This window comes from Deinococcus seoulensis (genome assembly GCF_014648115.1).
GTDB lineage: Bacteria > Deinococcota > Deinococci > Deinococcales > Deinococcaceae > Deinococcus > Deinococcus seoulensis.
The window spans coordinates 72,520-84,310 of the sequence record NZ_BMQM01000013.1 but is presented as its reverse complement, the minus strand read 5'-3'; the positions used below and the strand labels follow the sequence as shown (position 1 = coordinate 84,310).

General features: G+C 70.6%; 11 protein-coding genes and 1 riboswitch. Of the genes, 1 reads left to right on the top strand and 10 read right to left on the bottom strand.

All coding sequences use genetic code 11. The annotated features are described in order from the left end of the window. Window positions 1–2: 2 nt before the first annotated feature. The 5 genes from IEY70_RS10870 to IEY70_RS10850 form a co-directional block, all read right to left on the bottom strand. Window positions 3–458 (bottom strand): tellurite resistance TerB family protein, encoded by a 456-nt coding sequence (locus IEY70_RS10870; protein ID WP_189065033.1) that lies wholly within the window; start codon window positions 456–458, stop codon window positions 3–5. 125 nt (window positions 459–583) lie between these two features. Next, a complete protein-coding gene (locus tag IEY70_RS10865; protein ID WP_189065032.1) occupies window positions 584–1,648 on the bottom strand; it encodes an NAD(P)/FAD-dependent oxidoreductase in 1,065 nt (354 codons plus the stop codon). Between the two features lie 133 nt (window positions 1,649–1,781). After that, window positions 1,782–2,210, bottom strand: coding sequence for a CoA-binding protein (locus IEY70_RS10860; protein WP_189065031.1), 429 nt, complete (start codon window positions 2,208–2,210; stop codon window positions 1,782–1,784). Continuing rightward, complete coding sequence (gene hemL, locus IEY70_RS10855; RefSeq protein WP_189065030.1) at window positions 2,207–3,589, bottom strand: glutamate-1-semialdehyde 2,1-aminomutase; 1,383 nt, start codon at window positions 3,587–3,589, stop codon at window positions 2,207–2,209. The genes IEY70_RS10860 and hemL overlap by 4 nt, the downstream gene beginning before the upstream one ends. A gap of 190 nt (window positions 3,590–3,779) precedes the next feature. Further along, window positions 3,780–4,460: a hypothetical protein gene (locus IEY70_RS10850; protein WP_229777843.1), complete on the bottom strand. Its 681-nt coding sequence runs from the start codon at window positions 4,458–4,460 to the stop codon at window positions 3,780–3,782. Between the two features lie 206 nt (window positions 4,461–4,666). Between IEY70_RS10850 and IEY70_RS10845 the strand changes: the two genes are divergently transcribed. Beyond that, window positions 4,667–6,037, top strand: coding sequence for an alpha/beta hydrolase (locus tag IEY70_RS10845; protein ID WP_229777842.1), 1,371 nt, complete (start codon window positions 4,667–4,669; stop codon window positions 6,035–6,037). 213 nt (window positions 6,038–6,250) lie between these two features. Here the strand turns inward: IEY70_RS10845 and IEY70_RS10840 are convergent, their stop codons facing one another. From IEY70_RS10840 to IEY70_RS10820, 5 genes are all read right to left on the bottom strand, one after another. Beyond that, window positions 6,251–6,901 (bottom strand): thiamine diphosphokinase, encoded by a 651-nt coding sequence (locus IEY70_RS10840; protein ID WP_189065029.1) that lies wholly within the window; start codon window positions 6,899–6,901, stop codon window positions 6,251–6,253. After that, the gene (locus IEY70_RS10835) at window positions 6,898–7,872 is read right to left on the bottom strand and encodes an ABC transporter ATP-binding protein (protein WP_189065028.1); all 975 of its coding nucleotides are present in this window, start codon (window positions 7,870–7,872) and stop codon (window positions 6,898–6,900) included. Before IEY70_RS10835 ends, IEY70_RS10840 begins: the two co-directional genes overlap by 4 nt. Beyond that, window positions 7,865–8,545 (bottom strand): DUF8548 family protein, encoded by a 681-nt coding sequence (locus IEY70_RS10830; protein ID WP_189065027.1) that lies wholly within the window; start codon window positions 8,543–8,545, stop codon window positions 7,865–7,867. Before IEY70_RS10830 ends, IEY70_RS10835 begins: the two co-directional genes overlap by 8 nt. Window positions 8,546–8,556: 11 nt before the next feature. Next, window positions 8,557–10,104, bottom strand: coding sequence for an ABC transporter permease (locus IEY70_RS10825; protein ID WP_189065026.1), 1,548 nt, complete (start codon window positions 10,102–10,104; stop codon window positions 8,557–8,559). A gap of 432 nt (window positions 10,105–10,536) precedes the next feature. Next, entirely contained in the window at window positions 10,537–11,571 is a 1,035-nt protein-coding gene (locus tag IEY70_RS10820) for a thiamine ABC transporter substrate-binding protein (RefSeq protein ID WP_189065025.1), read from the bottom strand. A 56-nt stretch (window positions 11,572–11,627) separates the two neighbouring features. Then, window positions 11,628–11,729: riboswitch (TPP riboswitch) on the bottom strand. Between the last annotated feature and the right edge of the window lie 62 nt (window positions 11,730–11,791).

Sequence of the window (11,791 nt, the reverse complement as noted above, 5' to 3'; positions counted from 1 at the left end):
GGTTACAGCCCGAATTCGCCGGGTTGCAGCTTCAGGGCGTGGATGATGTCACGCGCCATCTTCTGCTCGCTCTCGTCGAAGTTGCCGTCGGCGGTGGCGATCAGCAGGGCCACCTGGGCGACCGTGCGGGCCTCCACGGCGTCCTTGGCGACCTTCCCGACCGCCTGAAGCAGGTTGATCTTCCCGAAGTCCGGGGCGCGGGTCATGGTGTCGCAGTGCGCGTCGTACTTGGCGGCAAGCACGCTGACATCGAAAGCCTTGAGTTTGTCGGAACTCATGATGAACGCGGCCGTCTTGCGCCGCTCCTCGGGGTCGATGCGGCCGTCGGCGGCGCTGATCAGGGCGCTGGCGGCCATGGCGGCGTCCGCGAACTTGGCGTTGTTGAACTGCCCCCAGCCTTTCTGGGCGGCGTCGAGGCCCTGCTGGGCGCGGTCTTTCAGGTTCTTCAGGAATCCCATGGTGTGCTCCTTTCCCGGCGCGTGCCGGGCGGTCCTGCTGAACGGCATCCTAGGGCGCGGGCCGCTGAGATGCGTGCGAGGGTGCGTGTCCTGTCCCACTGATCCTGTCCCACTGACCCCAGTGGTCAGTCCGTGCCGGTCACGCGGCGGGCCAGTGCCCACCCGCTGAGCAGCGCACTCTCCACGCGCGGGCCGTGCGGGTCGGGCGTGAACCAGTCGCCGCACCAGCCCAGGTTCAGGTCGGCGTCCCAGTGGCAGGGGCCGGGGGCGGTGACGGCCGGGATGGAGTACCGCCAGCGGTGCGCGAAGGCCTGCGCTGCGTCCAGCGGCCCGAGGATGTCCTGCGCGGCGGCCAGCAGGTCCGGCAGCACCTGTTCGGGCGTGCGTTCCAGGTTCGCGCGGGTCCATGCGGGCGTGGCGTGCAGCGTCAGCGCGGGGGGCGCGCCGTCCGGGCGTTTGGTGTGCTCACGCGCGATCCATTCCAGGACCGGATGGTCGGGCCGCAGGGCGCGCCAGTCGGCGGGCACGTCCTGGTGCAGGATCACGCCGGCCGCCCAGCAGGGGTCGTACGTGACCGGTCCGGCCTGCCGCGCCGCCTCCCCGGAATCATGGCCGTGCAGGACGGCCGGGACGGCGTCGGGGCTGCCGGGGTCCAGGGTGGCCAGCAGCGCCAGGAGTTGCGGGGCCGGGACGTTCAGGATCAGCCTCGCGGCGTCCCAGGCCTGCCCCTCACGCGAGTGCACGCGCCAGCCGCCGCCCTGGGTGGCGTTCAGGCGTTCCAGGCTGGTGACGGTCACGCCCGTTTTCACGTCCAGGCCGCGTGCCAGGGTGCGGCCCAGCGCGCTCATGCCGGCCGGGGGGGCGTAGCGGGGATGACCGTCGTCCGGCAGGGTGACCTGTCCGGCCTGCCAGCGGGCCACGCCGCGCGTCCACACGGCGTTCCAGCCGTCCCGCACGCCGCCCTCGGCCAGGGTGCGGGCGCGGTCGCTGCGGGCCGTGAAGAAGCGCGCCCCGTGATCCAGGCGCACCTCCGGCCCGTCCGGGAGGGTCACGCGGCGGGTGGCGGCCCGGCCGGACACGCCGCGCGCCTTGTCCAGCAGCGCCACGCGCAGGCCCGCGCGGGCGGCGTCCTGCGCGAACGCCAGCCCGCCCAGGCCCGCGCCGACCACCAGCACGTCTGCCTGCGTCATACGGACTCCGATTGAAGGAGCTGCAAAGCCCCTTCAATCCGAGCGGATGCGAGTAGGAGAAAAACGGGTTCCGGGCGTGGAGTTGGCCATCCGGTGAAGTTCCGGATGGTCGGCGAAACAGACGGAATCCGTATCACAGCAGCGCGCGGTGATCCGCGAGCAGGCAGCGGTCCTGCACCACGTCGATCCCGCACTTGCTCAGTTCGGCGGCCACGGCGTCGTCCCGGATGCCCAGTTGCATCCACACGACCTTCGGGGGCGGCGCCATCGCCAGGATGTCCGGCACGTGCAGCCTCACCTTGTCGCTGCGGCGGAAGATGTCCACGATGTCCACCGGCACCCCGATCTCGGCGAGGGTGGACACCGCGCGGTGCCCGAAGTAACTCTCGCCGCGCGCGGCCAGCGCCGGGTTCACGGGAATGATGGTGTACCCCTGGCGGTGCATGTACTCCGGAACGTAGTACGCGGGTTTCACGCTGTCATGGTGAAAGCCGACCACCGCGATCACCTTGTGGGTGCTCAGGACGTTCACGATCTGCGCCGTCTGCGTCAGGAGGGTCATGCGCCGCCTCCCTGTTCATGCGTTCCCAGGTCACGGCCCCCAAGGTCACGGTACGCGGCCTGCGCGGCCTCCAGCGTGGCGTTCAGTTCCGCGTCGCCGTGTGCGCCGCTCACGAAGATGCTCTCGAACTGGCTGGGCGCCCAGTACACGCCGCGCGCCAGCATCCCCTGGAACCAGCGGGCGAAGGCGGCCGTGTCGCTGCGGGCCGCGTCGGTGTACGTGCGCACGCTCCCGTCCGGGACGTCCTGATGGAACGCCGTGAGCATGCTGCCCACCCGGTTCACGCTGACCGGCACGCCCGCCACCTGCGCCGCCGCCTTCAGGCCCGAGGCCAGCTGCGCCGTGTAGGCGTCCAGCCGCGCGTACAGGCCCGGGTCGTTCTCCAGGGCCGTCAGGGTCGCCAGGCCCGCCGCCATCGCCAGCGGGTTCCCGCTGAGCGTGCCCGCCTGATACACCGGCCCCTGCGGCGACACGAAGTCCATCACGTCGGCCCGGCCGCCATACGCGCCGACCGGCAGGCCCCCGCCGATGATCTTGCCCCAGCAGATCAGGTCCGGTTGCAGGCCCAGCAGCCCGGTCGCGCCGTTCAGGGACAGGCGGAACCCGGTCATGACCTCATCGGCGATCAGCAGTGCGCCGTGATCCTTGACGCGGTGCAGCGCCGCCAGGAATTCCGGCGTGGGCACCAGCACCCCGGCGTTCCCCACGACCGGCTCGAAGATCACGGCCGCCAGCTCGTGCCCCCGCTCGGCCATCAGGGCCTCGAGCGCCTGCGGGTCGTTGTACTCGCTGACCAGCGTCAGGCGCGCGTACTCCTCGGGCACGCCCGCGCTGCTGGGGGCCGCCGCGCCCAGGTGCCCCTCGTTCGTCATCAGGCCGCTCCCGGCCTCGACCAGCAGGCCGTCCGCGTGCCCGTGGTAGTTCCCCCGGAATTTCAGGATGAACTTGCGGCCCGTCACGCCGCGCGCCAGCCGCAGCGCACTCATGGTCGCCTCGGTGCCGCTGCTGACGAAACGCACGCGGTCCACGCCGGTCAGGCGCGTGACCTGCTCGGCCAGCAGCACCTCGCGTTCGCCGGGCGCGCCGAAACTCGTGCCGAACTGCAGGGCGTCCGCGACCGCCTCGCGCACGGCGGGCAGGTTGTGCCCCAGGATCATCGGCCCCCACGACCCGATGTAATCCAGGTAACGGGTGCCGTCCGCGTCCGTCAGGTACGCGCCCTGCGCGCTGGCAATGAAACGCGGCGTGCCGCCCACGCTGCGGAAGGCCCGCACCGGGCTGTTCACTCCGCCGGGCGTGACGGCGCGCGCCCGCGCGAACAGCGCCTCGGACTGCGCGGTCGGCGCGGGCAGGACGGCAGAATCAAGCTCAGTCTTCATGACGCTCACCTTATCGGAGGCCCATGAGGCAAGTGCGGCAGCGGGCACACACAACGCCCCGTCACGCCATTCCGGACCATGAACTTCAACAAATCATGAAGACCGGCGGCGGCAGGGAGAAGGAGGCCAGGGAGCGCAACAGCAGGCGGCAGGAAGCGAACGCGCCCCCCGCCGCCTGCCACTGGCCGGACTACAGGCCCAGCAGGCCCAGCGCGGCCGTGTCCGTCAGTTCCTTCTGGAAGGGGTTCACCAGCGCCTTCTCCTGCGCCGTGCCGGTCTGCACGTCGCGGTTCAGGTCCGGCAGTTGCCCGCTCTGAAGCGACTGCGCCGCCTGAGCGAAATCGATGTTCGGCACGCCCAGCGCGCGGTTCACGCCCGAACGCACCTGCGCGTAGCGTTCCGGGGTCATCCCCTCGGCCGTCAGCGCCGCCGCCTGCGCCTGCCGGGCCGCGCCCACGCTGCTGCCCGCCTCGCGCAGGACCGTCATCACCTGCAACAGGTTCGGGTTCTGGCCATTCTGAATGTCGGTCCAGACCTGCTGCACGCCCGTGAACGAACTGCCCATCGCGGCGCTCACCTTCCGGCGCACCCGCACGAACTGCTGCACCTCCGCGCGCGTCAGGGGCGCGGCCTGCGCGGCGGTTCCGGTGTCCGTGCCGTCCGGCGACCCGGTCTGCGGGGTCGTCTGCTGGCCCTGCTGCTGACCTTGCTGCTGGCTCTGCGAGGTCGCGCCGGGCGTCTGCCAGTTCGCCAGGAACGACCGCGCCGGTTGAATCACCACGAACCACGCCAGCGCGCCCAGCAGCGCCAGCACCAGCAGCCCCCCGCCGCAGCCCAGGCAGCCGCACCCCGGCCCGCGCCGCGCCCTCACGCGCGCCCCCGCACGTTCCCGCGTTCCCTGACTGCCCGCTCACCTGCGCCGCTCTGTCTCATGCGTTCAGGTACGCACCTGTCCCCCGGATGGTTCCAGCCCGCCACCCCGCACGCGGGCAACCCCGCGCGGGCAGGCGCTATCATCACGGACGAACTCATACAACCCAGCCCACCTCGCCCCCCGCTCCCCCCCGGAGGTTTCTCATGATGCGTTCCCTGAACGCCAGTCTGCTCGCGGCCCTTGCCCTCGCCGCGTGCTCCCGCACGCCCGTCCCCGCCGAAACCCGCGCGCAGGACACCCGCACCTTTACGGCCATCACGCCCACCCTGACCGCCACGCCCGGCGCGGACCTGTACCAGGGCACCATGGACGGCATTCGCGGCAAGGCCGCCTACGCCATTGAGGTGCCCGCCAACTGGAACAAGCAGCTCATCATGTACACCCACGGGTACGCCGGAGACGGCCCGGACCTGCGCGTGCAGACCCCCGCCCTGCGCGCCTACTGGCTGAGCCTCGGGTACGCCTGGGCCGCCAGCTCCTACTCCTCGAACTACTACGACGTGCAGGCCGGCGTGGAAGACACCAACGCCCTGGCCAACAGCTTCAGCACCCTGACCGGCGGCAAGTACGCGCAACCCAGCAAGAACATCATCATGGGCTTCAGCATGGGCGGCCACGTCGCCGCCGCCGCCGTCGAGAAGGAAACCGCGCAGACCGCGAAAAACAGAACCAAGTACGTCGCCGCGATGCCCGCCTGCGGCGTCATGGACGAGGAGTACGAATTCCAGTGGCTGGGCGACTACACCCTGGTCGCCGCGCAACTCGCGGGCCTGGGACCCAAGGCCTTCCCGCAGGGTACCGACACGTACAAGGCCCTGCTGCCCGACATCCTGAACGCCAACTTCAGCTCGTACAGCGGCGCACTCTGGCAGGAGAACGCCACGCAGGGCGCCAAACTCCGCGAGATCGCCCGCAACCTCACGGGCGGCGACCGGCCCGTCTTCAACCTCGGCTTCCGCGTGGCGGCCCTCCAGGGCGCCGTGTTCAGCACCGGCGGCTCGGACGGCACCGTGACCGGCATCCTGCCCCGCAACATCTACGGGAACGCCACCACCACCTACCGCTGGACGACCGGCGCCACCCCCACCCCCGCCGAGATGGCCTTCAACGCCAGCATCCTGCGCGTCACACCCGCCAAGGACCCCAACCCCGCCCTGCCGGACCGCGTCCGCTACCTGCCGCGCGTGAACGGCGAGGTCAGCGTGCCCGTCCTGACCCTGCACACCACCGGCGACTTCTACGTGCCCTTCCGGCACCAGCAGTTGTACCGCGCCGCCATGACCGCCGCCGGGAACGGTGACCGTCTCGTGCAGCGCGCCGTCCGCGCCCCCGGACACTGCGACTTCACGGCCGCAGAACTCGTCGAGGGCTTTAACGACCTTGTGAAATGGGAAGCGACCGGCGTGAAACCCGCCGGGGACGACGTCACCACCCCCGCCGTTGCCGACCCCAACTACGGCTGCACATTCACCCGCGGCACCCGCCCCGGCGTGGACGCCTGCCCCGCCAACTGATACGGACTCCGATTGAATGGGCTGCAAGGACCATTCAATCCGAGCGGATGCGAGGAGGAGCTGGGCGGGTTCCGGACGTGGAGTTAACAGATCGGTGGTGTTCCGATCTGTTAACGAAATAAACGGAATCCGTATGAGGGAAGTGGGGGTGTAGGCCGTAGAGAGCAGGAAGGGAGGGGGCATTCCGGTTCGGGGTGCCCCCCCTCCTGCGTTTTATACGGACTCTGGCAGGGAGGGCAGCAGCGTCAGCAGCGCGCGGCCCCCCAGCAGCGACGCGGTCACGGTGCCGCCCGGCGCCTCGTTGCTGACCGTCCATCCGCTCCCCAGCGGAATATCCGCGTTGTCCAGCGGCCAGCGCACCCCGCCCAGGCTCAGGCCCCGCAGGTCCGAGATGGCCAGCACGCTCAGGGTCGCGCCCGGCGGCACCTCCAGAGAGAGGGGAGAGGCAGGTGTGAGGGGCCAGCCCCACTCGTCCCCGCTGGTCAGGGTCACGCGCAACGCCTCGCGTTCCGTCAGGCGCAGGGCCAGCAGCGCCAGCGCCAGCGTGTGATCGAAGCGGCCCCCGAACGCGCCCAGCAGCACCAGTTCCGTCGCGCCCCGCGCGCGCGCCACCCGGATCGCCAGTTCCGCGTCCGTCTCATCCTTCGCTGCCGGGTGCACCTCACGCGGCGCGTCCACGAACACGCCCGCTGACGAGTCGAAATCACCCACCCACACGTCCACCCGCACGCCAACGCCCCACATGCCCAGCAGCGCCGCGTGCCGCGCCCCACCATCCGCCGCGACCACGATATCCGGACGGGGCAGCGCCGCCAGCAACGGTGAATCCACCAGCCGCCCCCCCACCAGCACCCACGCGATCACGCCCGGTCCTCCGGCAGGCGCCGCACACCCGATTCATCCACGCTCAGGCGCAGCGTGCTCCCGTCCAGCGCGGCCGCCTCCCGCGCACTCAGCGTCAGGGTCAGCGGCCCCCACCCGTGCGTGACCGTCACCTGCACGCCCCCCTCCACCGAATGGCGCGCCGTCACCGGCCACGCCTCGCCCACACCGGGCCGCAGCGCCCCCTCCGGCACGAAGCGCACCCAGCCCGGCCCGTCCGGCAGCAGGTTCGACTCTCCCAGAAACGCCGCCACCCACGCCGACGCAGGCCACGCGAACACCTCCTCCGCCCCCCCCACCTGCACCAGTTCCCCCGCCCGCATGACCGCCACCCGCCCCGCCAGGGACCGCGCCTCCCGCTGATCATGCGTGACCAGCAGCACCCCCGCCCCTACCCGCGCGAACAACGCCCGCAACCCCTCACGCAACTCCGCGCGCAGCCGCTCGTCCAGGTTCGACATCGGCTCATCCAGCAGCAGCAGCGGCGAACCCGTCGCCAGCGCCCGCGCCAGCGCCACCCGCTGCGCCTGCCCCCCCGACAGCTGCGCGACCCGCCGCGCCTCCAACCCCGGCAGGTCCACCAGCGCCAGCGCCTCCCGCGCCCGCGCCTCCGCCACCCCACGCCCCGCCCCCCGCACGCGCGGCCCGTACGCCACGTTCCCCAGCACACTCAGATGCGGGAACAACGCGTAATCCTGAAACACCAGCCCCACGTGCCGCGCCTCCGGCGGCAGGGCCGTCACGTCCCGGCCCGCCACCGCAACCGACCCCGCATCCGGCCGCTCCAGGCCTGCCACGACCCGCAGCACCGTGCTCTTGCCGCAGCCGCTCGGACCCAGCAGCGCCACCGTCTCACCCGCTGCCACGTCCAGAGACACACCCCGCACCGCCTGCACCCCACCGAACGATTTCTGAATGTCGCGCAGGGACAGGGCAGGGGAAGGATCAGGCATGACTGTCAGCTTTTCGGCGGCTCTCGAACTGCCACAGGGCGTTGTCGAGGCGGGCGGGCGTGGTCCCCATCTGAGTGGCGACCTCGCGTATGGCCTCCGTGATGCGGACCCGGTCGGCGTCGTGCCCCAGGCGGGGCTGCCAGTCACCGATGCGGGCGAACAGGCGAGTCAACAGGGAATCCACCTTGACGTGGTCCTCGCGGCCCATGAGCCACAGCAGGTAGTGCGCCAGCGTCGGCCCGATGCCCTTGACGTCCTGCACCAGTTTCACGAGGACCAGATGCTCGGCTGCGCAGCTCTTCAGCTTCTGGAAATCGGCCGTCGTCTGAATGCGGTGCCGGATGAAGAACGCCGCCACCTCGCGCGCCACCTCAACCTTCAGGCGACCTGAGAGTTGCTGCCGGTTGCGCAGAATGTCCTCGGCGTACCCCTGGACGCCCAGCGAGTCCACGTCGTTCACAAACGTCTGGAAGGTCAGTTCCGGCACGTCCGGCAGGCGGTCATCGAGCCGTTTCAGCAGGGGAAGCACCACGACCTCGAAGCGGGCCTGCGCGCTGAACACGCAGTTCACCACGGAATGCACCCCGCTGGGATGCAGGCTGAACTCCGGATCGACCACGATGCCCTGCTTCTGGACGAACGCGGACAGCTGCGCGGGCAGAGGATCGGTCATGCCGGATTCTCTCACGTGACCTCGCCCTCGCCGCCGTCCAGCAGCGTGAAGGCCAGGGTGGACAGCAGCAGCAGCGCGGTCGCCAGCGCGCAGGCTTCACCCAGGTTGCGTTCGCCGGGGCGGCCCAGCCGTTCGTACAGGCCGGTACTCAGGGTCGCCCATTCGGGACGGGAGAGGACCAGGGTCGCGCCGAACTCGCCCAGCACGGTCGCCAGGGCCAGCGCCCCGCCGCCCCGCAGGGCCGGGAACGCCAGCGGGAATGTGACCGAACGGAACGCCGCGCCGCGCGAGGCGCCCAGGGACCGCGCCGCCTCGTGCAGGCGGGGCGGAATGGCCCGCAGGGCCGGGAGGACCGAGCGCACCACCAGTGGCAGCGCCAGCAGCGTGTACGCCGCGATCAGCATGGGCAGCGTGGCGGCCAGCGCCGGGAACGCCAGCAGGTACCCGACCGCCAGACTGACCGGCGAGACCATCAGCGGCAGCAGCGAGATCAGGTCCAGCACCCGCGAACGCGCCCGCCACGCGCCCAGCGCGTACAGGCCGCCCAGCACGCCCGCGCCCAGCAGCGCCAGCAGCCCGAAGCGCACGGTGTTCCACGCCAGCAGCGGCGTGTCCGGGTCGGCCAGGATCGCCTGCCAGTAAGCAAGGGTCGGGCCGCCGGACCCCAGCAGACCCCGCACCACGACCGCCAGCAGCGGCGCGAAGCACACCACGACCACCAGCGCCCCCAGGCCCAGCAGCGCCGCCCGCGCCCCACCCCGTGCTCCCGGCAGTCCGCCCGCCGCCACGCCCACCCCGCCCGCCGATAAGCGCACGTACGCGGCCGTCGCCACCAGCGTCAACAGCAGTTGCCCCACGATCAGCGCACTCGCCTCCGAAAGGCGCAGTTGCAGGGCCGTCAGCGTGTAGATCTCCACCTCCAGCGTCCCGTACCGCTCGCCACCCAGCGCCAGCGGTAGGCCGAAACTCAACGCCGAGTACAGGAACACCAGCACCGCCCCCGCCAGCACGCCCGGCAACGCCAGCGGCAACGCCACCCCCAGCGCCGCCCGCCACGCCGAGGCACCCAGCGACCGCGCCGCGCCCACCGCGTTCACCGGCACCCGCGAGAACCCCGCATACCCCAGCCGCACCATCACCGGCAGGTTAAAAAACAGGTTTCCCAGCAGCAGCAGCGCCGGCGTGTCACTCAGGTCCACGCCCGTCAGCTGCGTCACCCACCCCTGCGGCCCCAGCAGCGCACTGATTCCCAGCACCGCCACCAGCGTCGGCGTCACGAACGGCAGCAGCAACAGCCGCAGGAACAACGCCTTCCCCCGCACCTCGAACCGCGACAGCAGGAACGCCAGCGGCACCCCCACCAGCAGCGCCGCCAGCGTCGTCACGCCCGCCTGCGCCAGCGTCCACCACAACCGACCCTGAAAGTACGGGTCCGCCCACACCGACAGGTTCACGCCGCCCTCCGACAGCGTCCGGGCCAGCGGCAGCACGAGGAACACGGCCACGAAGATCAGGCCGGGAACGGCCAGGAGCCAGCCTTGCAGGCGTGAAGGGGTCATGGGTGGGCGCCTGCGGCGGGTTGCCCCACCCCCCAGCCCCCATCCCCAGGGGGGACGGGGGAGCCTGCGTTGGCACTGGGCAGGTATTTCTCTGATTCGGCCGGTAGCAATTGGCGGTGATGGTTCCTGCTCAGACGCCATCCTCCGGTCACGCCGCGCGCGCCCCGCGCGCTGCGCGCCCATGAGCGAGTGCGCCTAGGCCAGCGAATCAAGATGAGCGAGGGGCCGCCCCCGAGTGATGAGGGCCAGTGGCGACGGGCTCGGTTGCTGTCTCGGTTGGTTGGCAGGGTGTCTGGGTGCATGTGGGCAGGTTCTACTTGTTCAGCTTCGGCAGAAGCATGTTTTCAGGCTCCCCTTGAGGGGAGCTGTCAGCGAAGCTGACTGAGGGGTCCTGCGAAGCAGAGGGGGTTATTTTTCCTGCCTCCCGCGTCCTCATCGTGCCCGGAGGACCTGTGTGATCCAGGCGTCCACGAGGCGTTGGGGGTTGGCGGCGACTTCGGTCTTGATGGGGGTGGGCTGGGGTTCCTGCGCGAAGGTGAACACGGGGTTCAGGGGTGTGCCTTTCACGGCGGGGTAGATCCACATGCGGGTGGGGATGTCGGTCTGGACGGGTGCGCTCAGCATGAAGTCCACGAATTTGCGGGCCAGGGTGGTCTGTTTGCTGCCTTTGAGGATGCCGACGCCTTCAAGTTGGGTGTAGGTGCTGCCGGGCAGGAAGAGGTTGGCGGTGGGGGCCTGCGTGGGGAGTTTGGTGGGGTTGAAGCCGTCGGCGTAGAAGACTTCGGCGGCGGGGCTGCTGGCGTAACTGAGGACGATGGGGTAGCGGCCGCCGTTGCGGGTGAAGTCCTTGTAGTAGGCGTCGCTCCAGCCGCGTGTGACTTTCATGCCTCCGGCGCGGGCGGCGCGCCACCAGTTCCAGGCGCCTGCTTCGCCGTAGTGGTTGACGGTGGCGAGCAGGAACGCGAGGCCGGGGCTGCTGGTGGCGGGGCTCTGCACGACGGTCAGTCGCGCGTAGGTGGGGGTTTTCAGGTCGTCGAGGCTTTTTGGCAGGGCGACCTTGTTCTTCTCGAACCATGCGCGGTCGTAGTTCAGGGCGACGAAGCCGTAGTCGACGGTGTTCAGCAGGCCGTCCTCGCTCAGGCGGTACGCGGCGGGCACTCGGCTTAGTGCGGGGCTTTTGTAGGGCTGGAGGAGGTCGGCCTGTCGGGCGCGGGGCAGCAGGCTGTTGTCCAGGCCGTACACCACGTCGGCAATCGGGGCGCGGCGGGTGAGGATCAGGCGGTTCAGGAGTTCCCCGGCGTCGCCGCCCTTGATGAAGCGCACCTTCGCCCGGTTCTGCGTCTCGAACGCGGCGATCAGCTTCCTGTCCACGTCGAAGGAGTCGTGCGTGATGACGGTCAGGGTGGCCTGGGCGCTGGCGGCGCTGGCAAGGGCAAGTGCGGCAAGTACGGTCAGTTTGGTCTGCATAAGAAAGTCCCCTCGCGTCACGAGGGGAAGCGGTGGGCAGTCGCCACACGTGGGGTGTGGGCTGCCGGTCACGCTCCCTCCGCCGGTATGACCCGGATCAGGTTCTTTGGGGTCAAGTCTCAGCCCGCCATTCCTGGCAGGCACCCCCGGTGACGCATCCGGCAGGATAGCGCAGGCCGCGTGGGGGGTGTCCTGCGTCACCTGTTGCGGTTGCGGGGCG